Annotated in this window: 11 protein-coding genes; 4 read left to right on the top strand and 7 right to left on the bottom strand. The window is 50.9% G+C overall.

Annotation, left to right across the window (positions count from 1 at the left end; all coding sequences use genetic code 11):
• Positions 1-15: 15 nt before the first annotated feature.
• Both BUB73_RS04495 and BUB73_RS04490 read right to left on the bottom strand, forming a co-directional pair.
• The gene (locus BUB73_RS04495; RefSeq protein WP_073283896.1) at positions 16-2,622 is read right to left on the bottom strand and encodes an NPCBM/NEW2 domain-containing protein; all 2,607 of its coding nucleotides are present in this window, start codon (positions 2,620-2,622) and stop codon (positions 16-18) included.
• Positions 2,619-4,583, bottom strand: a complete 1,965-nt coding sequence (locus tag BUB73_RS04490) for a M6 family metalloprotease domain-containing protein (RefSeq protein ID WP_158535426.1) — start codon at positions 4,581-4,583, stop codon at positions 2,619-2,621. Before BUB73_RS04490 ends, BUB73_RS04495 begins: the two co-directional genes overlap by 4 nt.
• 225 nt (positions 4,584-4,808) lie before the next feature.
• Between BUB73_RS04490 and BUB73_RS04485 the strand changes: the two genes are divergently transcribed.
• From BUB73_RS04485 to BUB73_RS04475, 3 genes are all read left to right on the top strand, one after another.
• Entirely contained in the window at positions 4,809-6,878 is a 2,070-nt protein-coding gene (locus BUB73_RS04485) for a transketolase family protein (RefSeq protein WP_073157248.1), read from the top strand.
• Between the two features lie 147 nt (positions 6,879-7,025).
• Positions 7,026-7,469: a transcriptional regulator NrdR gene (gene nrdR / locus BUB73_RS04480; RefSeq protein WP_073157245.1), complete on the top strand. Its 444-nt coding sequence runs from the start codon at positions 7,026-7,028 to the stop codon at positions 7,467-7,469.
• A 32-nt stretch (positions 7,470-7,501) separates the two neighbouring features.
• Positions 7,502-8,455 (top strand): class I SAM-dependent rRNA methyltransferase, encoded by a 954-nt coding sequence (locus BUB73_RS04475; protein WP_073283889.1) that lies wholly within the window; start codon positions 7,502-7,504, stop codon positions 8,453-8,455.
• Here the strand turns inward: BUB73_RS04475 and BUB73_RS04470 are convergent.
• The 5 genes from BUB73_RS04470 to BUB73_RS04450 form a co-directional block, all read right to left on the bottom strand.
• On the bottom strand, positions 8,452-9,978 hold the full coding sequence (locus tag BUB73_RS04470) for a sigma-54 dependent transcriptional regulator (protein WP_073157238.1): 1,527 nt from the start codon (positions 9,976-9,978) through the stop codon (positions 8,452-8,454). The two genes, BUB73_RS04475 and BUB73_RS04470, sit on opposite strands and share 4 nt — an antisense overlap.
• 24 nt (positions 9,979-10,002) lie before the next feature.
• Positions 10,003-10,377: a response regulator transcription factor gene (locus BUB73_RS04465; RefSeq protein WP_073157234.1), complete on the bottom strand. Its 375-nt coding sequence runs from the start codon at positions 10,375-10,377 to the stop codon at positions 10,003-10,005.
• A 1-nt stretch (position 10,378) separates the two neighbouring features.
• Positions 10,379-12,664 (bottom strand): PAS domain-containing sensor histidine kinase, encoded by a 2,286-nt coding sequence (locus tag BUB73_RS04460; protein WP_073235557.1) that lies wholly within the window; start codon positions 12,662-12,664, stop codon positions 10,379-10,381.
• A gap of 85 nt (positions 12,665-12,749) precedes the next feature.
• A complete protein-coding gene (locus tag BUB73_RS04455) occupies positions 12,750-18,653 on the bottom strand; it encodes a glycoside hydrolase family 9 protein (protein WP_073283886.1) in 5,904 nt (1,967 codons plus the stop codon).
• Between the two features lie 94 nt (positions 18,654-18,747).
• Complete coding sequence (locus tag BUB73_RS04450) at positions 18,748-25,410, bottom strand: glycoside hydrolase family 9 protein (protein ID WP_175552187.1); 6,663 nt, start codon at positions 25,408-25,410, stop codon at positions 18,748-18,750.
• A gap of 136 nt (positions 25,411-25,546) precedes the next feature.
• Here BUB73_RS04450 and BUB73_RS04445 point away from each other — a divergent pair, with 136 nt between their 5' ends.
• Positions 25,547-26,647 carry a hypothetical protein gene (locus tag BUB73_RS04445; protein ID WP_175547633.1) on the top strand — a complete coding sequence of 367 codons (1,101 nt, stop codon included), beginning with the start codon at positions 25,547-25,549 and terminating at the stop codon, positions 26,645-26,647.
• Positions 26,648-26,693 lie beyond the last annotated feature (46 nt).

The raw sequence follows: 26,693 nt of genomic DNA, 5'->3' as shown, positions 1-26,693 counted from the left end.
CCTAACCGATTTAAACTAGGGAATAAGAACTGCATTTACGAAGTCTACGTGAGTGCAGTCCTTGCTGCCCTTGGGGGTCGACTTCAAAGTTAGCTTTTGGACACCTTCAATACGAACTGTTAAGGTGTGTGCGGTACCATTTGTGAAGACCGGTGTAGAATTCAACACCTTTCCGTCACCTTCAATTTCTACAAAAACGCCGTCACTGCAGAGGGATTCGTCATCCAGACCCACTGTGGTGCGGAATAGGGAGTACTTGCCGCCGACATCGTAAGTCGTCTGGGAGGGGGAATGGGTTCCCAGTCCGCTGTCGTAATTTTGCCCGTCAACGGTCATCTTCTTCCCTTCGATGCTTGTGTTGAAGTGAAGATTGCCCCAGCCTTGCTGATGACTTTCATAATTCAATTCGGTTAGCGGAATGGCGCCACCTTCCTTGTTCATATAGTTAATCACCTTGTCTGCCAGTTTTTTCTGCTTACTTGTGTCATTAACTATAAAGCGGAACTGGTTGAAACCGGGCTGCAAGGCCTCCGTCGAGGTGACCTGCTGGAACTCACCAAATTGGTAAGGCTTGCGGATCATAATCTTGTTGTTCAGAGTAATGATCAGTTCCCAGTTTGCGATGGCTTCGCTAGATTCCTTTAGGGAGTAGGAAATGCTCAAGGTGTCGGTGACGACTTTATTTACGTCTGTGTTTTCATCAACCTCGTTCAAGTTTTTTTCTGCGGGCTGTGCTTCGGTTAGCTTGGGTTCCTGGACGTCAATAATCTTTTGAGTATTGTAGTTCTTGCGACCGTTAAACTTGGCGATTTGAACCCAGTAGTTGTTCGTAATAAGGATGTTCTTGATTCCGTCCATTTCCATTTCGCGCTCGAATACGTCGCAAGTGGTGGGGATGCGGTGTTCCACTGCTTTCTTGTGGTAGGTCTTGCTATCCCAACAATCCAGTCCACGGATATAATAGACTTCTCCCTGGTAGCGATCTATCAAGTTCTGCATATCTTCGGAGGACAGATTTCTGGCCCTGTCATAATGAATGGAAGAAATTCCGTAACCGACAAAGTGCCAAGGTCTGCCATAGATAAACATCCTCGGTTTCTTGGGAAGTTCTCCCAGCCATTCTAGGATGGAATGTTCTTCTACGGTCAGGTGATTGCGGTTATACATGATGTTGTTGTTGAAGTCTGCCTTGTAGTGGAACGTCCACCCGGTAAAGCCGAGGGCGACCAGTATCATAATGGCGATCAGAGTGACCGGCGAAGGCTTCTTGTCACTTAGGCTGTTGGCCAATGCCTGGATCAAGTGGGCTATGGGCAGTGCTGCCACGAAAGCCATACTGGGAATCATGACTAGGCTGTAGCGCTGGTTGATCTGGATGCCGAAATCCCCGGAGACGTTTTCAAGAATCATGTAGGTCTGGATATGATAGAGGAGCAGGAACGCCAGCATTTTCAGATAGAAGTAGCGGCTTTCTCCGGATCCCTTAACGGAATCCCAGACGGCTCTGCATAGCAGGTAGATTCCGCCAACGGCAAACAGATAGTTGAAGTAAGTCAGGAAGGGGTTGGTCAGTTCGCCGTTTTCCTTGAGGGGTAAGGTCATCTCTTGCCAGTTCTTGACCAGGTCTTCAAGGAAGTGGCCGTGGGCGCTGAATTCGCCCCCCTGGAAACCGAAACCCTGGAAGTAGCTGATGGTCAGCAAAACGGGGGTAGAGAATACGGAAAGGATAACGAAGAAGGTGGGGCACTTGGCGCTTTTGGAATCCAACAGTTTGGGTAATGCAAACAGGATGAAGGGCGCAAAGCAGAATACTGTTTCTTGACGGGTCTGGGCGAAGAAGGCCAGAACCAGTGCCAGTATGGCCCAATGCTTGATTGTGTTACGGTCATAGGTCCATTTGAAAACCAGGAGTGCCAGGGCCGAAAGGAAAATGTAGAGGGGTTCCACGGACATGGCGCGGAACTGGAAAAGTACGGTGGGTTGTAGCGCCATTAACAGGGAGGCGAAGAAGGCTAGGAGCGGTTGCCTTGTCCAGGCGACCACGGCCAGGAACATGAGCAGGATGGCCAGAGGAAGCATGGCCAATTCCATGTTGAATATCCAATGAAGATCAGTGCCGAGGAACGGCATGCCGATGAGGTAGAGGAATGCCAGACCCTTGGTCTTGAAGCTGTTGGATTTGGCGATGCAGTTCAGGGAACCGTTTTCGAAGTACCCCTGGTTGCAAGTTCCTGATTCCTGGTTGTAGAACATGTTCTGTGCAACAGAAAGGAAAATGCTTTCATCGCTTTGGACTCGATGGCGGGCCTCAATCTGGGTGCCGGCAAAAATGGTAATGGCTGCTGTAAAGACCAGGATGGCGATGCAGTAAGGTTTCGCCGGAAGGATGGACTTGAGCCAATCGCGTAAATCCTTGTGAAGCATGACAAGCAGGGCGATCCCTGCGGCGAGCTGCACGAGGAATAGGGGCATAGGCAATTTAAGATCCAGCATCTGTATGGTGGACTTGTGGCCTACATTAGGTCCGAGGTAAATGAGAAAGGGAATTATGATGGCTACGATAAGACCGACAATGGTTCCACCATGAGCCAGATTTTTCAAAAGTTTCTTTAGAGAATTCATTCCCTAAATATAAATAAACTGTGCCCGATTTTTTTGCCGTTGCGGCTTACCGATAGCATCAATGGTTGCCTATAATGGCGAAGCTTTTCTGTGGGCATGCTGCCGGTGAATTCTTCCTGGAATAAAAGCTGACCGTTCATAGAGAAAACCTGCAAGGTCTTGACTTGCGTGCTTTCAAAATTTGTCTGCGAAAGCCTGTTTCCGGCAACGTCCTCTTCGGCGATTTCAATCCAGGGGGCGGAACTGGATTCAGGCTCCGGTTCCACTTCCGCTTTGCTGCTGGAAGATACCTGGAGATCGATGATTTCTTCATCCACGGGAACGCTGTCCGAGGGTACTTCCATCAGGTCCTCTGCAGTACCTTCCATCAGGTCGATGCTTCCTGAGTCGGCGTCCATATCCACATTGAACGTGATGTAGGAATAGTTGCGAGATTCGGAAATATTGCTAATGGATACCCCCAGGTCTGTGTTGCCCCAGGTGATGAATTTGTTAAAACTTCTGACTCGCGCACTTCCGGGGAATGGCGTTCTTGTTCGGTTCTGATAGCTTCCGTTTCCGCTGGCTTCTTCGATGTCTACGTGCAGGTGAACGCCCGTATTTACGGCGGCGGAATCCCAGGCATTCTTGTTATAGTCGATATGCCATATGAGCATGCCGTGGGTAGGCAAGGCTTTGTCCCATCCCGAGGAACTGCGGTATTCCATCAAGAAAAATTCGTCGGGATTTTTGGGGCTGGTCACTTGCAGGGCGACGTTGTTCTGGAGGCCACTCAGTTTGACGGATCCTTTTATATTCAATTCCGTAGTAGAAATCCAGCCCAGTGAAAGTCTCTCAAATGCAGATAAATTTGGCGGAACCGTTCCTGCCGCTTCTTTAGTCGTTAGACGGTCGTAGGCTCCGGCGTCCATAAGGTCCCAGGTGGAAGGAGTGAAAATGGTATCGTTGTTTGAATACAGGTCCATAAGACCTAACAGATGGCTGAATTCATGAAGGAACTGCCCGACACCCGATGTTATTTTTGTCGTGGAATCTTGCAGGTTCGTTGCTCCATCCAGTTCGGCGCTGCAGGCATAGGGTTCTACGTAGTAGGTCTTTCTCAGGGATGTCGAAACCCTGTAGGGACTTCTGAATATCCATTTATGGGGCCAAATGGATGAATCCTGTTTGGAATCGTGGGCGCCGAAGCCGGCAAAGATCATGTGGACGAAGTCTAGGTAACGGTTGTTGTCGTTGTCGTACTTGCTAAAATCAAAATTCTGTTTTTTAAGAGAGTCCAGCGCTTCCTTCAAGGCGTTTTGCGCCCCCATGGTTCCGTTGCGGGATAGTTCTCCGTAATTGGCTACTGTGTTGCTGACAGTGAATGGACCGACCACGTCAAAGTGGGGCTTGAATATGCCAAGGGAATTGTCTACATAGTAATCTCTGGCGCTGCCCTGATTTCCGCCTAGCTTGTATCCTTCCTGGTTGAGTAGACTATCGAAAACGGCCTGGGGATTCTCGGATGAGAATTTCACATCCTGGAATTGGACGAGGACGACTAGGACGTTTTTTTCTCCGGATTTCAGGTTGGGATTTACGGCGGGCATACGGAGGGGCGACGGGGTGGATTGCTCCGTATTGGCGCTATCCATTTTTGCCGGGGCGTCCGGATTGATAGGGTTGCTGATTTGTTCGCGGAGTTTGCTGAGGGCGTCTGATTTTTTGTGCGGCTTTCTGGAAGAGGGTTTGCCGTCATCGCCTACGTAACGGAGTACGCCCTTGCTGTCGCGGGTCATGGGGTAGCCGTCAACGGATTCGACGTAATGGAATCTTTCGTCCCCCTTCTTGGTTACGGTTAGGGTGGTTCCGTCGGGTTGTCTTACCTCGTAGTTCTTTTCGGGGGCGGGTATGCTCCAGACACTGGTCGCCAGGATGAGTGACCATACAAAGACCCAGATAGGACAACGAGACGTTTTCATGATAATGAACATAAAAAAAATAAGATGGCAGAGAAACACTCAAATTTTTATAGAAATGAGGTTTTTTGTTTCGTTTAGTGAACGTCTGTGTACTGCTTGGGGCTGAAATTCCCGTTTTCGTTCACGTAGTGGGATATGTGGCCTTGAGAATTTTATGTAAAAAACTAAATTTGGCTCAAATTTTAAGGGCGGCTCATCGCCTATTATATAGAGAGAGGTAAAAAAGTGCAAGACGCGATCGTTACTAAAGCGGCTGACAACGTTCGAATTCTTTCCGCTGCCATGGTGCAGAAGGCTAAGTCCGGTCATCCGGGTGGAGCCATGGGTGCAGCTGATGCTATCAGCCTGCTTTTCGCAGAATTCCTCCGCTTCGATCCTGAAAACCCCAATTGGGAAGCTCGTGACCGTTTCTTCATGGATCCGGGCCATATGTCTGCACTTCTCTATTCCGAACTTGCCCTCCAGGGTAAGCTCAATATGGAAGACCTGAAGAACTTCCGCCAGCTGAACAGCCGTACTCCCGGTCATCCGGAAGTTGAAGTGGCTCTTGGCATCGAAAACTCCAGTGGTCCTCTGGGCATCGGTCATGCAGTTGCCCTGGGTAACGCCATTGCAGAACGCTTCATGGTGGAACGTTTCGGCGACATCCTGAACCACAAGGTGGTCTGCCTGGTTTCCGACGGCGGTCTTGAAGAAGAAATCGCCTACGGCGTGGGCCGCGTTGCTGGTCACCTCAAACTCTCTAACTTGATTTTCTTCTACGATGCAAACCAGGTCCAGCTGTCCTGCCGTTGCGAAGACGTGATGAGCCACGACTTCAAGAAGCAGTACGAAGCATGGGGCTTCCGCGTTATCGACGTGGCTGATGGTTCCGACATTGCATCTCTCCGTAAGGCTTTCAAGGAAGCATGGGCAGAAACTGAAAAGCCCACTATCGTGATTGGTCACACCACCATGGCCAAGGGTGCCATTGCTGAAGACGGTAAGTCCTTCGAAGGTGCTGTTTCCACTCACGGCCAGCCGCTGAATGCCGCTGGTGCTTCTACCGACGCTACCGTCAAGAATCTGGGTGGCGATCCGGCTGATCCGTTCAAAATTTTCCCCGAAGTTGCAGAAGCATTCGAAGCCCGCAAGGCCGAACTCCGCAAGGAAGTTGAAGCCTGGAAGAAGGCCAAGGCTGCCTGGGACGCTGCAAATCCCGAAAAGGCTGCAACCCTCAAGGAATGGCTCTCCGGCAAGGCTCCGAAGATCGACCTCTCCGGTCTGGAACTGAAGGAAGGCGTTGCAACTCGCGTTACCTCCGGTACCATCCTCGGCCACCTGGCTGAAAATGTGAAGAACTGCATCTGCTCTTCTGCTGACCTTTCTAACTCCGATAACACTCAGGCCTTCCTGAACAAGACCGGTATCTTCCGCGCTAACGACTTCAAGGGCGGCTTCGTCCAGGTTGGCGTTGCAGAATTGACCATGGGTGCTATCTGCTGCGGTATCGCTCTCCACGGCGGTCTCTACCCGATTTGCGCCACCTTCTTCGTGTTCAGCGACTTCATGAAGCCGGTGCTCCGTATGGCTGCTCTCATGGGTCTGCCTGTTAAGTTTATGTACACCCACGACAGCTTCCGCGTTGGCGAAGACGGTCCCACTCATCAGCCCATCGAACACGAAACTCAGATTCGTCTTCTGGAAGGCCTCAAGAAGGCTAACGGTAAGTCTGAAATGCTGGTCCTCCGTCCGGCTGACGCTTTTGAAACTGTGGCTGCCTGGGAAATGGCTTTCGAAAACAACGATAGCCCCACTACCATCATCCTGACCCGCCAGAACGTGAAGACTCTCCCCGGCGATCGCAAGGTTGAAGCTGCCAAGTGCCGCAAGGGTGCTTACGTTGTTAGTGATAACTGCGGCTCCGCCCGTCCGGACCTCACCTTCGTCTCTAACGGTTCCGATGTGCTCCTGACTCACGACGCTGCTGAAGTGCTCCGTGCCGAAGGCCTCAAGGTTCGCGTTGTTTCTATGATTAGCCCGGCCCTCTTCATGAGCCAGAGCAAGGAATACCGCGACTCCGTCATCACTCCGTGGACTCCGGTGTTTGCCAAGTCCAGCGGTCTCCCGCTGCTGTTCGCTCAGGTTGTAGGTGGCTTTGGTAAGGTTTCCGGTCTGGAACGCTTCGGTGCTTCCGCTCCGGCTGGCGTCCTGGAAAAGGAATTCGGTTACACTCCGGAAGCCGTTGTTGCCGCAGCCAAGGAATACCTGGCTGAATACAAGGCTAACGTAGAGGAATTCAAGAAGAATAACTAGCTGTGAGGGCGGCGCTTTGCGCCTTCGAGGTGTGAGCTCGCCTTGCTGCGCAAGGCTTTGGGGTAAAGCAAGTGTGAAATCTCTGTTTTATCTTCGGAACCTCACTCCTCTAGGGCCATAGGCCCGACCTCATACCTCAATACCAATATGATTTGCCCGTTTTGCAAAAAAGATAACGACAAGGTCGTTGATAGCCGCGCTATCGGTTCCTACATCAGGCGCCGTCGCGAGTGCGTGGAATGCGGTCGCCGCTTCTCCACTCGTGAGTACGTGGAACTTCAGCCCTTGACTGTTATCAAACGCAACGGGGAACATGAACCGTTCCAGCGCGAAAAACTTCTTCGCGGAGTCATCAACTCCTGCAAGAAACGTCCTGTCTCCGTTTCTGATATGGAACAGCTGGCGATCAACGTTGAAAACGCCTTGACCGTTACCGAAAATTTCGAAGTGACTTACGATCAGATCGGTAACCTGGTCATGCAGGAACTGAAGAAACTGGATGCGGTCGCCTATGTGCGATTTGCGTCCATCTATCGCGAATTCAAGGAAGTTGACGAATTCGTCAATCAGATCAAAACTATGGATAAGTAAGGAGACCCTGTGGGCTCCTTTTTATTTGTTCTATGGCCGACTTCAAGAATCTTCTGCTGCAAGCCCACGAAAAACGTTCGCCTCTCTTTGATGTGACGGATGCCTATCGTGTTGTCAATGGGGCAGCAGATGGCTTTCCCGGCTTGACTCTGGATAAGTTTGGCGACCGTTTTCAGATTCAGTTTTTTGGACCTGAACTGTTGAGTCAGAAAAAGACCGTTGCCACGGCCATAGCAGACGTTTTTAATCCCGTATGCCTTGTGGTTAAGGAACGCCTTTCTCGGGCTGGAAAGTCCCTTGAAAACGCCCCTATGGAGGTCCTAGTTGGTTCTCCTGCTGATTCCGTGGGAATTGTTCACGAAGGACCTGCCCAATTCAACATCGACCTGCTGGATACGGTGAATCCGGGACTCTTCCTGGATATGCGTTCTGTGCGCTTGGAAATAGGTAAACGCTGTGCTGGCAGGCGTTTTTTGAACCTGTTCAGCTATACCTGTTCTTTCTCTGTTCATGCACGCCTCGGCGGTGCTGAAATCGCTACCAATGCCGACATTAGCGGAAAGATTCTGGACAAGGGCCGCGAGAACTTTAAGCTGAATGGACTGGATTTGCGCCCGGGAGAATTCTTCCGTGGTAACGCAATCGAGTACGTTCACTGGGCTCAGAAGAAAGGCCTCAAGTTCGACGGCATCGTTCTGGATCCGCCCAGCTTTGCCCGATTCAAGGGTGCGAACTTTAACGTCAGGGAACACTTGATGCCGCTGGTTGCAGACTGTGCGACCATCCTGAACAAGGGTGGCTTTTTCATGGTCAGTTCCAACTACAGCGAATTCAATTTGAACGCCTTTGCCCGCGATGTCCGGGATGCGGTGGCTTCTGTACATGGAAACGCACAGACCGCCTGGAAACGTTCCCAGGACATTGATTTTAATGGAAGCGGTAACACCAAGGATAGCTGCCTGGTGGCAACTCTCGTTGAAGTCTAATCTTCCCCGTTCATTTCAATCTTGAGGTCTTTAAGCTTGCGCCATAGGGTGGCGCGGCTGATGCCTAGTTTGCTGCAGACCAGGGTCTTGTTGTTCTTGCAGACGCTGAGGGCACGAAGGATATATCGACGTTCCATTTCCTCGAGGGTAATCAGGTCGTCGTTTTCTTCGACGGGTGCTGCTGCGGGGGCGGCGACAGTCGGCGTTGCGGGGCTGCTTTCGTGGGCGATGGCAATGGGGCTGATCGGGGCGTTGAAAACCACCGTTCCGTAATCGATAGATTCCGTGGCGGCATTCTGCTCAGCAGATTCTTCAGTCTCGCTGTCTGCTTCCCGCTTGATATGGGGAATAGCGACGGTAGCTTCTCGGGAAACGTTCTGGACGTTTTCGGGGAGGTCTTCGAAACGGATGATGCCCCCCTCGGATAGCACGATGGCGTGTTCCAGAATATTTTCCAGTTCACGGATGTTGCCGGGGTAGGGGTATTTGGTCAGGGCATACAAGGCCGCCGGTTCCACATCTACGATATCCTTGCCCTGACTTTCCTTGTTCTTTAGAATAAAGTATTTAATCAGGTTGGGAAGCGCAGCCTTTCGTTCGCGAAGGGGCGGCAATTGCAGATGGAACGTGTTCAGTCGGTAGTACAGGTCTTCGCGGAAATTTCCGCTGACCATGCGGTCTTGCAGGTTCCTGTTGGTGGCGGCGATAATGCGAACGTCCAGGTAGCGGGCTTCGGTTTCGCCTACCCTGCGAATTTCATGACTCTGCAAGAATCGCAGCAACTTGACTTGGGTCGCAGGAGAAAGTTCGCCCACTTCATCAAGGAAGAGCGTGCCTCCGTTGGCGGATTCGAACAAGCCCTTCTTGTCGGTGGTAGAGCCGGTGTAGGCTCCCTTCTTGCTACCGAACAATTCACTTTCCACAAGGTTCTCGGGAATGGCTCCGCAGTTTACGGCTACGAAGGGCTCGTTGGCTCGCTTGCTGTAGCGGTGTACCACGTTGGCCAGGAATTCCTTGCCGGAACCGGATTCGCCGGTGATGAGGACTGTGCTGTTGGTAGGGGCGATCTTGTAGACCGTCTTCAGAATCTTTCGCATTTCGGGAGTGTTTCCCAAAAGGCTGTCCAGCACCTGAGACTCCATGAGCTGGTTGTTGGACTTGTTCTGAAGCTGAGCCTGGATTTTCTGTGCGGTGCTTTCCAGTAGCGAAAGCGTTACGGGTTTCTTTAAGAAACTGTTGGCTCCGCGGGTGATGGCGCTGGCTGCTCCCTGCCAGTTGCGGTCATCGCACAGTACAAAAATTTCAATTCCCGGGTGGCGTTCCTTGAGGTAGCTCACCATATCCATATTGTCTTGCATCAAGAAAGGAACCTCGATAAACGCAAGGTCTATCGAACCTTCTTTTGCAATAGGCATGAGTTCGCTCTCGGTACTGCAAGTACGCAGGTTGGTGCCTGCTACAGACCAGGAACGCTGGATGTCGCTGATAAATTTCTGATCAAAGTCAGCGATCAGGATGTTCATGGACTACTGAACCTAAACAACCGATTAGGCGTGAGCCTTGATGATTTCTTCTACCTTGGCGCGGAGAGCCTGCAGGTCCACCGGCTTGTTGAAGGTAGCGGCAACATCGAAGTGCTGTGCGGTAATCAGATAGTCGTCGGCTGCAGTTCTGCCACCACCGCTAACGGCGATGGTACGGTCGCTCATGTTCAGGCGACGGAGGTCCAGGATGACTTCGTAACCGTCAACATCCGGCATGATGATGTCGGTGATGATCACGTCATAAGTCTTGTTCTGGTAAAGGGCCTTGGCGTCCTTACCGTTAGAGGCTGTTTCGACGGAATAGCCCTTGATTTCAAGAGCGGATTTCAACATCAGGTTGAACTGTTCGTCGTCATCGATAACCAAAATAGTGGACATATTAGTCCTCCTTCTTCGTTTCAGTTTCACTTTCTATATACAAAGGCCAATATAGATTAAAAGTTGTGCCCTTACCTAAGGTTGTATGCACAGTGAAGTACGCATTTCCCTCTTTTAGCAGTCTTAGGGCCGAAGAAAGGCCCAATCCCAGGCCTTCGCCCGGTGCCTTGGTGGTAAAGAAGGGGGCGAATATGCGTTCCAGGGTTCCCGAATCCATGCCGCTGCCGGTATCCGAAATGTCCATCTGGGCGTATTGTCCTGCCGGTACGGGGGGCGCATAGGGGGTAATCAGTTCCTTTTCCAGAATTGCCTGGTGGAGGGTGAATGTCAGGGTGCCTCCGGTCTTCTTCATGGCGAAAATAGCGTTGTTGGCCATGTTGCTTATGATGCGGTCCAAAGAGGCGACGATGCCCTTGATTTTTAGGCTGTGGTCCAGTTCTCGGCTGTTCAGCGTAATGTTGGGCGGAAGAGTCAGCGAAACCTTCTTAACCACATCTTCGATAATCATGTAGGGAGAGAACACCATGGCCGGCGTTGCAGCGCTGGCGTTTCCGCGGATGGCGTTCAACAGTTCTTCTAGGGATGTCTTGCCTCGCTGGGCGGCCTTCAGGGCTTCGGCGATGAACATGCTGGCTTGGTGTCCTTCGGGAAGCATTTCCTGGGCAAGTTGGCAGAACCCAATCTGGGAACCGAGAATGTTGTTGTAGTCATGGGCGAATGCACCGCACATAGTACCCAATTCTTCGAGGCGGGAATGGATGAACTTCTGTTCGCGGAGCATGTTACGTTCCTGTTCCAGTCTGCGCTGTTCCGTCATGTCCACCTTGATACACAGGGTCTTGTAGGGGGCCTTGCCCTGGATAATAGGAATGTACATGTTGTCGAAGAATCCGTAGGATTCCCCATTCTTGGCCAGCGCGTTGGCTTCGTCCTGGGTAATCTCCTTGCCGTCCTTATCTTCGATGGAGGGGTGTACGCGGACTTCGCCCAGTTCTCTTGCATCCCGTTCAAAACTGGTAATGTCCTGAGCGTCATCGCTGGCGCCTTCGCGGGCACCGTTCTTTTCTAGATCCAGCTGATTCTGTTTCTGGTAGACACCCAGTTCGTTCTTGTACCACACTCTAAAGGGGAGCGCGTTAATCAAGGTGTTCAGGACGTTTTCCTTTTCGGCCTTGATGCTGGCTTCTCTATTTAGACGGTCCTGGTAACGGACGAGGTCGTGAGTGTATTCCACATACTGGTCGTTCAACGTCTTCAAATTTTGCTGTAGGAGCAAGGTCTTTGACTGGTCTACAAAAAAGGCGATGTTCAGCACGGTGGTCAAGGTCTGACTGTTCTTGAAGAAATGAATCTTGAAAGAGTGCGTCTCGCCGTTGATGGTAATGCGAATGTCGTTGTAGACCGTTTCCTTGAAGAATTCCAGACTGGGCGGGAAGATACTCTTGATGGAACGACCTTTCATGTTGGTCGTGGAAATTCCTAACAACTTAGCGGCGCCCTGGTTGGCATGCTCGATTTGTCCGTTGTCATCGAAATAGATGATGCCTTCTTCCATCTTGCTGATCAGCTTGTTAACTAACCAGTAGGAACTTTTATTTTTATAAGATACCGAGGTGTAGTATTGACCGCAAAGAAGAGTGAGGAATACCGCCATGAACTGGTTCCAGATCATGAGCTGCGTTGTGCCCGGTATGAATTTTTCGGGGCCGGTATAGACTCCCTTCAGCAAGGGAATGATGATGTCGAAACAGAAGGCCAGAGCCGCAATGATAGCGAAGGACACACCCATGTAAGAACTGGTCTTGGCCGCCACGACGTTGATGGAGCTGAGTCCGTTTCGTCCCAGTTGATAAATGACGGCTATGTAGCTGGGCAACAGGAAGACCATGTATATAAGAACGAATGCAATGAAAATTGGACGTTCCTTAAACGGCTGGATTTCCCAAAAAGTCAAACTGGTCAAAGCTTCGGGAGCAATCGCTAGCAATAGAGTTAATGCTAGGATGATAATAGTTCCGATGGTGTTGGATAGGGTGCGGAATTTTTCGTGCTTCTTGAACGATACCTGTTCTCCAATATGGTAGCATTCATTACCGACTCTAATCCAGGCGAGAGCCTGGATCCCGAATACAATCTGGCGCCCGATATGAGCCGATGAACCGGGTTCCATGATTCCGCTAAAAAAGAGAATGCCGATGATACTACACAGGTTCCAGACGATGTTAATCAAGATCAGACGACGGAGCGGCTTCGGTATCAGCTGAACCGTCATCTTGTTTCCGAGCATTGTCGGAAAATAGCAGGATAGCACAAGTGCTATTGCCGATAGAATTAACAAGTATGGGGAATCTGAGTAGATAATCTCGGACATTTTATTTTGCTCGTTTTACACCAAACTTTTCGGTTTTGTCGTAGGAATCCTTGTAATTGAATCTGCTGATTGTCTTACTATCCTTAGACAGGTTCGGTGTGAAAATGTAGTCTATCTGAGCCTTGAATATGTAGGCACCTGTTCCCACAGAGCGTCCATTTTCAGACTGAAGGCCTGTTACTGCCATATTGGGCCATTCCAGGTAGAGTTTTATCTTGCCGGCAGTTGACAGATGCTTGTCGGAAGTCAAGACGTACCGAACCAGGGAACGGTTAACATAGCTGCCCAGGTTGGAGTAGATAGGCATGTTAAGTTTGAATGTGAGTGCGTCCCATGCTGCAGATTCCGAAGTGGAGGCTCCACGGGGGACTTCCATCTCGATTTCCCAGATGGCTCCACGGAGAAGATCGGGACTGATTCCTGTTTGAACGATTTGACCGTTCTCTATAAGGTCTAATTTTTTTGTATTTACGTCAAGTGCATAGAATCTTATACCGGACTTTCCGGGAAGGCTCAAGTCGGTAGCAAGGGGTCTTGTCACCTGTTCGCGGAGGTGAATGTCAAACTTGATGGTCGGATTACCAGAACCAGAAATAGGAATCCAGGGGTTGTTCAGCGAGGGGGTGTTTCCGTTCTGGTCCACCAGGGCGCTGAATTCCTTGGGCTGCATACGGAGCAGACTTCCGTCGTTAATGGTAATCTTGTCATTCTGCAGGTAGATTCCCTGTATATGAGAATTTCCGCCGAGTAGCGCGCAAGACTGAATCGTGTTTTGATAGATTGCCGAATCCGCGTCGCCATTTTTCTGGCGGTAGAAAATTTGATTTATGTCGTGGATATTTACCGGTTCACTAATTTCGATGTCCAGCAGGTCAAACTTGTCTGTCCTTGTGAGGTGTGCGGACACGAACACGGGACCGACAGAATCCTTTGCGAGAATTTCGTTTGATTCGTAGGATGCGTCTGAACCGAGGTGCTGTGCAACCTTACCTGCATTGTTCATCCCGATGGTTCCTCCATCATAAGGACCGCTTGTGTTACCGTAGCTGAAGGGAATAGGGAGATTCAGGCTTGCGTAGAGACTGTCCGGAGTGAAGGTCAGGGAGGTGCCTGCAACCCACAGAGTTTCCGGCTTTGCCTTGCCGAAGATAATGGATATCTGGTCAGGAATGTGTTTTCTGTCCATGGCTCGGGAGTATTGCAGGTCGATATGTTCTGCAGAGCCGTCTTCGTCTGCGTCGGAAATCACTGCATACTGCAGCGGGATTGGCAGTAACTTCAGAGTTATGGGGAGGATGGGCTGCCCGCAGACTTCAGATACCTTGTTGCCGCTCTTGTCGGTAATGGAACTGGTGGTCAACAGCTGGCCGAACATGCCTTCTGTTACGGCGGAACTGCCATCAGCGTTGAAGGCAATTTCGAATTCCCAAACGTTCAAGGAGTCGTTGTAAAGCTGAGAGAACAAGACGGTGGGGGCCTCTGCCTTAGTCGACTTATCCGTTGCGAAAAGCTGGATGGGCCAGATTTCGCCGGGGGCCGAAATCGGTTCGCTGAACTTCATGTACACCTTATCTGTTTTCGCGGTGTCCATACGTTCCAGAACGGAGATTGACAGCAAAGTGGGTGCGATACCGTCTAGGTATTGAGCTTCCTCGTTCTTGATTTCTCCCTTATAGTTAGAGAGGAGGGCTATGTATCCGGAGGGATTCGTGTTCGTTGTGGTGTCGCTGATATTGAGAGCGAGGACAATGTCCTTTCCGGATTGGCTGACGATATTGGTTGTTGTAAGGGTATCGGACTTATAAAGGTATCTGACCTCGATGAAGGAGGCACTGTCGTCGTAAGCCTTTGACAGGGTGATGTTCAATGCGTCTGGCTTGTTGTCGCAATCGGTGTCTACCATCTTGGCCACTTCGATAATGGGCCAGGGCGGCAGATCCTGAATGAATAGTTCCGCAGAGGCTGGCTGGTACTCAATCTTGGAGCCGCCACTGCTGCGGGCATACATTATGGTCGTGTCTGCAATGCTGGAGGCGACATAGAATGTGGCTTCTCCATTAATCAGGGTGATGCTGGTAATAGAGATTGTGGCATCATAGGTGGCATAGAACTGAACCGTATTGTTGTCTGTAGTCAGTTCCAGCGTAATGCTAACCGTATCCATAAGGGCCATTGTACTGTCTAGCAGGGATACGTGAACTTCGGCCTTGTGGGCTCCATTTTCGCCCTTGTAGGTAACATACTGCTTCTTGTCAAAAACAAGATAGCGCTGTTCCGGCGGGGTTGTAATGGTGTCGACTTCTACGTTGGTCCTATAGATGGCGCAGGCGCAGTCATACTGATTCTGGGAACTCTTATTGGCGCCATGGTTGTGCCAGCTGACCCATTCTACGTAGTTGTTACCGTAACCTAGAATGGAATCCTTCTTGAAGATGAAGGAGTCGGTACGCGGAGAGGCGTCGTATACGAAGTCCTGGGAGACTCCATTCATTTCCAGGTCATCCAGGAAGCCTGTGGGGCTTACGGTGCTGGATCCCACATAGGAGATTGCGGAGTCAACTGTTTCAACAGAATAATGGGGGCTGATAAAGGGCGAGGTGAAATTCAGGGCTACGGTGCGGTTGACCTGGGGACCATTTTCCGGAGTGTAGTCGGGGCCATAGCCGTAGATATGCTTGCCGTGATAGTAAACAACGATGTAGGGGTCTTCCACGTAGGAAATAACCTTGTTGCCGTTGGCATCGGTTTCCACCGCTTCAGTTTCCTGGGCGGTGAAGTAGGGAGCCTGTGTAAGGTCTACGCCTGCGAAATAGGCCGGGTCGCTGCTTGCTGTATGGGGAATGAGGGACCAGCCGCCATCAAAGTCCTTGAAGGTGGCTCCGCCATCCATAAACTTGACCTGGAAAATCATCTGGCCCGAAACGCTCAAGGTATCCTTGATGGTAATGGGCAGGTAGTACTCGCCATTTGTAGGAGTGGGGTTTCCGAAAGAAATCTCCTTGATCGATTTCATGGTTCCATTGCCATTCCAGTTCTGGGTAAGGGGAGTCCAGGTGATTACCTGGAAGTTTGACGATTTACCCAGATAGAGTCTGACTTCAAAATCATGGAAGCTGATGGAATCGTTGTTGGATATAGAAATGAAGAATTCATGGCAGTCTTGCCAGTTGGTGCATTCTGCCTGGTAGGAACTGGGCTTGATATATATTTCCAGGTCGGCGTAGGTGGCGTAGGAATCCGTTGTGAAACTGTAACCTGTGCCGCCGTTGTTATCGGTGGTGATGCCTGAAGAAACGGTAAAGTAGTATGTCGTGCCCGGCTGTAAATCGGTAAGTTTTGCTTCGTGGAACAGAACAGCTCCGCCTTCTGCATTTTGAGCTTCGTTCAGGGCGCTCATGGAGGTGCCGTAATTGACAACGCCATTCATGCGGTCAGAAGACCACCAGTAAATCTTTGCGCTCCTATTGTCGACCTGGCAGATGGTTACGCCGCTGATCGTTGTGGCGGCCTTGGTCATGGTAAACTGGTACCACTGTCCATGATTGTCATCGGTGGTCATATTGCGCTTGGTGTCCATACCTTCCAGGAAGAAGTAGTAGGTTTCACCCAAGGTCAGACCTTCCAAGGTAATGGCGCCGCCCTTGGTTGCCTTTGATTGCTGCACGGACTTGGCGGTAGAAAGATCGGGGGAGGTGTTGTAGAATACGGTTACCAGGGCGACTTCGTTTGCGTCCCAGCTAATAATGGCTTCTGTGTCAGAAATCGGAGTGCCTGCAATGTTGCTGAACAGCGGACCTTCTGCATCGATGGGCAAGGTTTGTGCCAAACTCTGAGCCGGGAAGAGAAGCTGTGCAGAGAAGTCAATGCAAGTTTCTGTAGAGGTGAATTTGCTCCAGTCTTCAATCAATGTCTTTGTGGGTTCACGTCCTCCCATGAGGGCGCCGATGGGGCACTTGTACTTGTAGGGCATTGCGCCTGCATTATATCCATCGGGGTTGGCGGCTCGGTTATGGGGGTGCTGCGGGTTCTTGTCGCCAGCGCCCAGTAGCAGAGAAATATCCCAGGGGTTTGCACCTAATGCATAATACATGTTGTCAAGAGAAACTCTCAGGTAGCGTTCATCCTGCATCAGTTCGTAAAGAAGGAACACAGCGACGGCCGAACCCATATTGTAACGGACAACACCCCAGTCAAAGCCTGGCCATACCAGGTTGTAGGGCGGTGTTACTTGAACCTTAGTCTCGCTTTCTCTGGGTTCTCCTGCGGATCCCGGATAGGTAACTGCGGTGGAATCTCCGCTAGTGTTTGTTTGGATCTGCTTGCGGAAAGCGGCCATGACTCGCTTTGTGAGTGCATCTCGTTCCGTTTCAGAAATGTTGTACTTGGCTGTAACTTGCGGATCGTTAAGAATCAATTTCTGGATCGAGAACAGGACATAGGCAAAAAGATTCTGATAGTCTGTTGCCCAGGAATTGTTGAAACCCGGACCTGTTCCCAGATAACCAGCTTCAAAGAAGGCTAGGTCATATACGGCATGGCTATTGACATTCAGTTCCTTGTTGTTGAACAAGTCATATTTATAGGTCGTGTCTCCGGTTGCGTACCAAAGAGAGGTGGCGGCCGCTGCCGCATCGTCTTCGCAGAGACCCATGCCGGAGTAGTAACCCTTACCATTAAACTGGATTGGATCGGTAGGATCGGTCTTGTAGAAAGTGGCCTTTCCTTTTCTAGCGCAGGCTTTTTCTGAAAATTCCCCTTCCTTTTCGCTTCCGTATTTTATGAATGTGGGCTTGACAATCTTGGAATAGATTGTCTTGGCTGCTTCTAGGAGGGAATCCGAATAATCGGGGTCGTAGACTTTATAGCCTGCGGCAACGTTGGCCAGGGCCGCTGCATAAACGCCGGCAACGTTCGTTCCGATGTCCTTGAGAACCAGTCGATCAGGACCACCTTTTGCCTGAGACTGTTTGTCCTGACGTTCGGGCAAATCCCAGAAGGCATGGTCAAAGTCACTCATGCCCACGGTATGATACATATCGCCTTTTTCAATGAGACCATCTTCCACAGAAGCGTTATAGAGCTTCATGATGTAATCGGTTCCGACTTTGGCCTCGTACAGAACGTCGGGAATGCCATCGGTAAACACCGTGTCGGCATAGGAGTTCCCGTAACGGTCTTCGGCCTTGTCCTGGTAGGTGAGGTAGACCATGGATAAAACGTATGAGGCATAGCCTACGGTTTCTGCAACCTTGAAATGGTCACCGCAATCGTGCCAGCCACCTGTCAAGTCATGGCCTACTCTGGAACCGTCCTGCAGATGGCATGCTCCATGGAAATGGGATTTCGTATTTCCGCAACGTTGAATGCCGAAGAACTTCAGAGAGTTTTCAAGAATGGCGTTGTATATAGACGGATGGATATGGAAGGTCGCTGAAGTATCATTTCCCACCACGACAAAGTATTCGCCAGGTGTGGTAGGGGATAACTTGGTGAAGTCTGCCCTATAGAGACTTTCTGTATTGGTTGTTTCCGTCGTATCGCCGAATTCATAAACGCTTTCAAGAGAATTAAAAGCTCCGTTAATCCAAATGTTTGGCTTGATGGCGTTAGAACGGATTAGGCTTAATGATCCGCTAAAGGATTCTGCCCCCGTCTTGGCGTCAACGACAGAGAACTTGGTGGCCTTTGGGTCGGCCACATAGGCGTATTTGTAATCCTGCGGTCTAAAACCACTTTGGTTCAGACGAATAGAACGTCGGCCGTAAACGTTGACTGAGTCCTGGTAGCGACGGTCATGGACCTTGTCGGTCCTGTCAAGGTTTGGAAGGTCGGCTGCAATTACACTGGATGCCGCCATGCCTAAAAACAATAAAATTCCAACTAGTTTCTTGAAACTTTTACTCATAAAAAAAACTCCTACCCGTTTCAAATAACACAAAAGAATGTGGTCTTTCTGGACCACATTCTCTCGCTATCATAAGTTTTATAACACCTGCATCTTACTGCTTGATTCGCCTAAACCCGAAGGTCTTGGTGAAGGTGTCAGAACCGCTGATGTCTTCTCTGGTGTCGCCAGCTTCCTTAACTTCCGGGAAGACCGTGCTAGAGGCATGGGTCTTGAACTTGGCGATGTAAGGACCAGTACCAATCTTCTTTCCGTCGGCACTCATGGGGTAATCTTCAGGAGCGCACCATTCCAGATAGAAGGTGATTGTGCTACCTGCAGAGATGAAATCCTTGAGGTACTTGGTGGAATCGGCATAATGGGTGTTAATGACATAGGCACCGATGTTTGTAAAGATGCTCAGGTCAAAGCCCAAACCGTATTCACGGGTGTTGCCGAAGGGCAGTGCGACTTCGATTTCGAATACAGGGCCTGCGCTCTTGTAGTTAGGAATCGGAGCGGAACCTACCTTGTTGAGTACGTTGTCGCCTGCAGCCAGGATGATGGTCTCGCCAGCCTTGTTCTTTGCGGTCAGACGGAAGTTTTCGCCCTTTGCAAAAGGTGTGCCGCCGTAGTAAACATCATAATTGTTTCTGGACTTGGTAACCGGTTCGGTAGAGACAATTGTGAACTTCACGTTGGATACAGATCCGGTGACGGGGACCCAGGGAGTTTCCTGTCCCGGGAAGTTTCCTGCCATATCTCTGAGAGTGCCGAGGCTTATGTCAGAAACCATGCGGAGGGAGTCGCCAATCCAGATGGCTGCTGCTTCCTTATGCATGTAACTCAGACGGATCGAGGAAGATCCAGAAGAAAGAATCATTGCGAGGGTCGGAGTATTCATGGGGCTGTAGAATACGCCTGCGGCACCTTCGCGGCTTCTTTCCACCACGCGGGGCTGATATACGGTGTCAATCGGTTCAGAGAAGGTCAGATTGACTTCATCCTGAGAACCTCTTTCCTCGTCACCGATGTCGAAGCCTCGCCACTGAGCAGAAAGGAGAATCGGGGCGCAGTTATCATGGAGGTCTGCAGTATTGTCGGAAATCTGGCTTTCAATGGGGCCGAGACGGGGACGCACGGTACCCTTGTATTCGTTGGTCTTGGGATCCTTGTTGGAACCGTAGGTCATATTCTTGTAGATGCCCTTCTCAACAGCCACACGGATGATGGAGTGGTAGAGAATAGAATCCTTGGTTCCCAGGGTGTCGATCTTCGGGACGAAAGTGGAATCCTGCTTGGTTTCGTAGGTAGAGCAGGTCTGCTTTGTCATTGTAGAAGTGGTATCGACCTTCAATACGGTACTGTCGGTGGGCGCGAGCGTAGAATCATTGGCAGGATAAGTGTAGTTCCAGGTAGTATCTGTTTCTACAACAATGATATCCTTGAATTCAACACAGGTCTTCTGAATGCTACCCTTGATCCAGGTACCGTTTGCGGAGTCCAGCTTTGTGTCGTAGATCGTAACGGTTCCTGCTTCGATTTTCTCCATGGTCCAGCCGTTAACAGGCATAGTGAATGCCTGGTATACTGCCGGGTTACCCCAGTATACATCGATGGTGTCCGGGATGTCCTTGTCGCGGAGAGCCCTTACGAATTCCACGTAGATCTCATCGGGCTGTCCATCGCCAGTAACGTCAGTAATCTTTGCGTACTGAACGGGAACGGGGCGAACGGCTTCGATGATGGTCACGGGGGCGCAAGTTGCGAGCTTATTGCCAAACAGGTCTGTAATGTTGAAGGCCTGGGGAACTTCAGCCTGCTTACCTGCCTTGACTGCGAAGTTTTCGTTTCCTTCGATAACGTACTGCCAGCTCTTGCCGTTGTCATCCGTCTTTGCCGAGACAACCTTGATGGAACTCAAATCCACGGCAGTCTGGTTTTCGTATACGGAGAGAGGCCAGCTCTTGGTATCAACAATATTGACCGGTTCAGAGAATACCAGCTTCAGGGTATCCTGAGCATTCACATGATCTTCGTTTTCGAGGATAGAGACGCTGGTCAACTTGGGCTTTACGCGATCGGTGAGAGCGACTTCTGCAGAACTTGCAGTGCCCTTTTCTCGCATGTAGACAATCACCTTGCCGACGGGGTTAGCACCAACCAGGGAGTCTGCGACGGAGAATGATATTTCCTTGCCTGTAACCGTTGCTGTGGGAACTAGGGTGAATCTATCGCCTTCGGAGGAGCCTTCAGATTCCATAACCACAATCATACTATCCATGATGATGTCGGTGCCGTCAAAGGAGGCGTTGTCGAAGCTTACGGTCAATGTTGCACTTGTCAGGGCATCGCCAGTCAAAGTACAGACATTGTTCTGCACGACTGCTTCCTTCGGGGTCGGCTTGGTGGCTTCAGCGTAGAACCAGGCAGAATCGCGGTCATCTTCATCTTCTGCGTCGACGTATTTCACCATGATGGTGTCGCCGCCGTAGAACGGAATGTGGGGGAGGCCTCCTTCGCTAGCAGAGGCGTTGAGCATATCGCTGCTGAAGTAACCGAGATTTTCGTCAGTTCTCTTCAGGGTTACAATTGCGGAATCCTTTGTGCGGGAATTATGCACAGAAACGGTTACCGTTGAATTGTTGCGGTTGTCCTTGTCGCGGAGTTCGATATGGAACTTGTTGGAACCATCGATCGGAGCCGGACTAGAGACGGAATTTCCATCCTGGGCAATGAGCAACAGAGAACTCTGAGTGCGGTCACCCTTGCTGAACTGGATGTAGTAGGAACGGTTGATAAAGGCGCAACCACCGTTTTCTACGCAGTAGGAACATGACGGATCCGGGCCTGCAAATACGGTAATGTCAACCTTGTTGGTACCGATGGTCAGCTTGACCGGAATATCCAGGGCATAACGACCGGTAGAATTGTCGTAAATGGCTGCCTTGGCCAGCTGTTCGTTGGTCAGCGCGACACCGTTTACCCAGATGGAATTCACGTAACCGCTTTCGGTGATGAATGCCTGACCCTTGACATGCATGGTGCTGGTGGTAGAGTCAATCTGGATGTAGGAACCGTTAGATACGTTGAAGGGGGCGTCAAAACTCATCGTGATTTCGTAGTTGGCGCGCTTGTTAATCATTTCGTCGTAAGAGGGGCTAAAACCAGAAATGAATTCGCCCTTGCGGTAAACTGCAATGTAGGGGTTCACAGGAGCCTGTTCAATATCGCCCTGGTCCTTTTCCCAGGAAGGAACACCTGCGTAGTCGGCACCGTCAACTTCACGAGAGTGGGCCATCCAGGTCCAGTCCTTGGTATTGGGGACGAGGAAGCGCTTCTTGCCAGGAGTACGCAGTGTTTCGCACATGTTGTTCTGATAGATACCAGAAGAGAAGCCTACGTCAACACGCATACGAGAAGAGGACTTGATGAGAGTTCCGCCCAGCGGGATAGGAATGTACCAGTCGTATTCTCCCGTTGCCGGGTTGTAGGTGTCTTCCAGCTTGACAGGAACGGCATGACGCAAGTAATAGCGGAGAGAGTCGTCAACGTTTTCGCCTGCGGCATTTACGCAAGGTCTGTTGAAGCCTGCTTCATCGTAAGCCTGGCAGATATCGGAGTCGATCAGCAGCGGGCAAGTACCCGGCTGGTTGTTCACGCCAGGAACAGCTTCGATTTCTTCGGGCTTTGCAGTCACGTAGAGACGCAGTTCGATATTGTCGAATTGACGGTCTTCATTATTGATAAGGTTCAGGTTCAGGAAGTCCATTCCACCGAATTCATACTGATAGACGCTGACATCAAAGTTGTAGCGGGTAACGGGGGTGGTGAACTTGAGGGGCTGACCCTTGTCGTCGTTGCAGCGGATGGAACCGTTACTTTCGACGCAGTAATAATAGGTAGTCTGTTCTTCCAGGTCGCCGAACTTGACGTAATGGAAACTGGTGGGGATGCCGGAAACGTCAGCGTTGCCGACGATGTCGCAACTTTGGGCTGCTGCACCCGGGCAGATCATCTGGTCGTAGGGTTTGACTTCGGTATCCCAGTATACCTTGGATTCGTACTGACCGTTAGGAGTGTACCACATGACTTCGGCGGTATCTGCAGTCAGGTTACAGATCTTGACGTTCTGGATATCGGCATCGCCCGGAGGGCTTACGAGCGTCGTGAAGGAGAAGGGGGTGCTGGTGCTGTCTACAAGCCACTTGGTGGTGTAGGCTTCACTACGTGCGTTAATGGAAATGACCTTGAAGTAGTAAGTGGTTCCGTTCTGGAGTTCAGTCAGGTTGAATTCGTGAGTGACACTGTTGATGGTGTCCTTGACCGGAGTATTGAAAGGACCAGTTTCGTTGGTGCTGTACAGAATCATTGCGGGGCCGCGGACATCCTGGCCAACCTTGATGATTGCGCTGTTATAGCCGACGTAACGAATTTCCACATTGATTTCGGAAGGTGCGCGGTTGCGATCTTCTTCCTTGATGGCGGCAGAGGCTGCGGCAAGGAACATTGCGGTTGCGTCGATACAGGTTTCAGACTTGTAGTAGTCTTCCCAGCTCAGGGTAGACGGATCCCATTCGTTGTCGCCTTCGGGAGGAACACCGCCGAACAAGGCGCCTACAGGGGGCTTATAGGTATAACCAGCACCCGGCATGTTCTTGCCTTCGGGGTTTGCTGCACGATGATGGGGGTGGTTGTCGCTCTTGTCGCCCACGCCGATCATAAAGGAAATATCCCAGGGGTTCACACCGAAGAGGTAGTTCAGCTGGTTGATACCGAGCTGCTTCATCTTTTCGGAATTCCAGTTCTGAACGCCCTTCTGGGGAAGTCTAACTCCTTCCAGGTCCTTGGTTACGTCTGCGTATGCGAACACGTCAAAGATGTTGCCTGCCTGGTAGCGGTTGTAAATCCAGGCCATCTGAGTCTGCATCTGGTACCAGAGGTCGCTTGCAGAAACGTTCTTGGTTCCATCGCTGGGGTTCGGAATAGGAATAGAGGTGGAGCCTGTGCCGGAACGGGCTGCTACGTTGTTAGCCAACATGAAGGCGACGTTTTCTGCATACCAGAGACGTTCGTCGTGAGTGATTCCGTAATGGGTAGAAATACTGTCGTTCTTGAGGAGGAGCTTGTAGAAACCGTACAGGGCGTAGGTCTGAACGTTTGCCCAGTCGGTGTTACTGCTCTTACGCATACCGTCACGCTTGGCTGCCATCCAGCCACCGCGGAAGAAGCCTACGCCAGGTTCCTGATCGGTACCGATGGTCTTGTCTTCTACGGCATCGTTAAGGTACTTCATACCGGAATCGGGGTAGGTTCCATAATGCAGGGCTACTGCTGCGATACTGATATCGTCGATGTAGGAGTTGCTTCCGCTATAGGCGGGAGTGCCCCATTCGCCCTTTTCCTTGTTGTTGTTGAACTTCAAACCATTGCCGTAGGTCGGCTGGTCCAGAGCGAGAGCTCTTGCGAATTCATAGATAGCTACGGCTGCCATCTTACAGGAGTCGGCGAAAGCCTTGTCGTAGAAGGCGTATTCCTTACCGAGAATAGCGAGACCTGCTGCAATTTCACTAGAAACGTTGGCGCCCAGTTCACCCAGACGGACGTCACGTTCATGAGGACCTCCTCTACCCTTCAAGGTTGCGGGAAGGGCGTCCTGGTTTTCCGGTCTGCCCCACCAGCCGTGGTCAGCGCCGAAGTTACCCACAGAAACAGGCATATTGTCTACAATGCCGCCAGCTACGCGGTAAGCTCTCAGGAAGTAGTCTGCACCATGCTTGGCTTCGCGGAGAATGTCGGGAATACCGTCGGTGTTGACTGTTTCGGCGTGGTTGTAGGCGTAGTTGTCATCGTCGCGATCCGGGTTGCCGGCGGCGGTAATGGCAAGAACCATGAATGCATAAGCCTGGGTGTAAGATTCCTTAAGATGGTCACCGCAGTCGTACCAGCCACCTTGGAGGTCGCCTTCCTTGGGGGAGATGGGGGTTGCTGCTGCACCAGCGGTAATGTTGTTGACCACGGGGCCACCACCATCCTTGGTATGGCTGGGCTTGTGGAACCAGGATTCAGAGTTACCGCTTCGGTTGACGCCGTAGAACTTCAGCAAGGCGTCGCGAACCATGGAGTAAACGCGGGGGCTGATGATGAATGTTGATGAGTACTGCTTGAGGACCTTCACGCGGTAGCGGGTGTCCTGGGCGAGGCCACCGGCAAGCTGGGTCAGGTTACCGATACAGACCTTGCCTTCGGGAGCGTCGGCAGAGGATGTATAGCGGCCCTGGTTGGCTGTTGCGGCGTCGGTACCAGCCTTAATGTTCCAGGAAGAGGTCGTTGTCAGACCAGACGACATGAAGGTACCACCCTTGGCCACTTCGTTACCATCCAGGTCAACGACGGAATAGGTTTCGGTACAGTTTCCGTCAGAAACGTAGTAGAACTGCATTTCCGGATCGTCGGGCAGGTAGCCTGCCTGGTTAATACGGATACGACCGATGCGGAGGTTTTGCGCGTCGCGGAATGCCTGGTTCAGGGAGTCAGGAATCAGTCCGTTGGGAACGAAGTCCTGAGGCATGGAACCGACTGCGGGCACAGTATTGTGCTTCTTTGCGTTGGGCACGTACTTACTAAAACTCTGTACGGTACCGCCTTCATCAGTAGCGGCGGTATCCCACGTCATCGGCCAAATAGGTCGAATCAGATCGTACGGGGTCGGTTGCTCCTGTTCTACAGCGAACAACGCTGTCGCTAGCAACAATACGGGTACAACAAAAAACGGCATAAAGCCTCCTTTAGAAAAAATCCCATCAACACGGGAACAAGATAGCCTTTTTTTCGTGACTTGTTTCACCGAAAAAAAATTACAAAGACTAAAAGGTGAAAAAACGTGTTTTTTATCTATATTTACATGCATGACTGTGTTTGGCAATCTTACAAAAAACTTTTCTTTAGTGGCGGCCGGTCTTGCCTTTGGTTTGGCGGCATGTGGCGAAGATGCTACAAGTGCTAACGAACCTTCTCACGAAGCCAATGTTTACTCCAGTGCCGGAGTAGATGTTGTGACCAGTTCCAATTCCGACGCTACCCCTGATTCCGGTTCTGACGTTGGTCCGGCCTCTTCCGCTGCGCAACAGCAGGCAAGGTCCTCTTCCGCCAAGAAATCCGAAACCGCAAGCTCTGACGAAGTGCTTAACGAACCCTCTGGCGTCGTGAACGGATCCTGCTCTCCTTCTACAGACGTTATTCAAAAAGGTGAAATTGCCACTTGGTCCTTCTATCGTGAATCCGGCGATGTCTTCGATGCGATCATGTCTCCCTTCGTCTGGAAGTTCCCGGAACTGAATAAGACTGTTTCCGGTAACGGCATGAATTCCGTGAACATCACCTATACCGAATCCGGCATCTATACTGCGACCCTGAATGTCGATGGTAGCGAAGTGCAGTGCGGTTCCTTGCAGGTTCAGGGCGTGCCCATTGTGGTGAAATCCTGCTCCGCCGAAAAGGCTTCTGTCAATGCTGGCGAAACCATGAGCTGGAATGTGGTTGCTGAATCCGAATCCAAGATTACCGGCTATAGCTGGAGTTCCGATGATGGTGCTATTTCTGGATCTGGTGCCTCGGCTTCTATGACCGCAACTGGCGAAATGCATAAGAAGTCTGTTAAGGTTTCTGTGTCCGTCACCAACGAAGACAAAACCGTGCAGACCTATAGCTGTGACCCGGTTACCGTGGTTGACCCCAATCAGGTTGATGTGGTTATGGCTCACTCCATGGCAGACTCTTCCAAGGCCTTCCCGGGTGGCGAAACCATCGTTGCCCAGTATCCGCCTCAAGCTGTTAACTGTGGCCTGGTCTGCGGTGGTAGCGGAAATGGAATCCTTCTGAATATCGATGGCGAGGAATACACCATTGACTACTCTGCAAACCTTACTCCTGCTGCTTGTACCGACGGTTCTGCCGCCGGAACCAAGATCACGGTTAGCGCTTCCATGAACGTACTTTGCTACGTCACTTACTAGTATATAGGTGAAAGCGGAAAGGTAAAGCAAACCTTATGGACAAGGG

Origin of the sequence: Fibrobacter sp. UWH6 (assembly GCF_900142465.1) — a bacterium.
Taxonomy (GTDB): Bacteria; Fibrobacterota; Fibrobacteria; order Fibrobacterales; family Fibrobacteraceae; genus Fibrobacter.
The sequence above is the reverse complement of the archived record's forward strand: the minus strand, read 5'-3'. Positions and strand labels throughout refer to the sequence as shown.

Excerpts from the sequence above, each read along its gene's own strand:
- BUB73_RS04490 (WP_158535426.1), bottom strand. The coding sequence starts at position 4,583 with ATGAAAACGTCTCGTTGTCCTATCTGGGTCTTTGTATGGTCACTCATC.
- BUB73_RS04475 (WP_073283889.1), top strand. The coding sequence starts at position 7,502 with ATGGCCGACTTCAAGAATCTTCTGCTGCAAGCCCACGAAAAACGTTCG.
- BUB73_RS04460 (WP_073235557.1), bottom strand. The coding sequence starts at position 12,664 with ATGCTCGGAAACAAGATGACGGTTCAGCTGATACCGAAGCCGCTCCGT.
- nrdR (WP_073157245.1), top strand. The coding sequence starts at position 7,026 with ATGATTTGCCCGTTTTGCAAAAAAGATAACGACAAGGTCGTTGATAGC.
- BUB73_RS04465 (WP_073157234.1), bottom strand. The coding sequence starts at position 10,377 with ATGTCCACTATTTTGGTTATCGATGACGACGAACAGTTCAACCTGATG.
- BUB73_RS04470 (WP_073157238.1), bottom strand. The coding sequence starts at position 9,978 with ATGAACATCCTGATCGCTGACTTTGATCAGAAATTTATCAGCGACATC.
- BUB73_RS04450 (WP_175552187.1), bottom strand. The coding sequence starts at position 25,410 with ATGCCGTTTTTTGTTGTACCCGTATTGTTGCTAGCGACAGCGTTGTTC.
- BUB73_RS04495 (WP_073283896.1), bottom strand. The coding sequence starts at position 2,622 with ATGAATTCTCTAAAGAAACTTTTGAAAAATCTGGCTCATGGTGGAACC.
- BUB73_RS04455 (WP_073283886.1), bottom strand. The coding sequence starts at position 18,653 with ATGAGTAAAAGTTTCAAGAAACTAGTTGGAATTTTATTGTTTTTAGGC.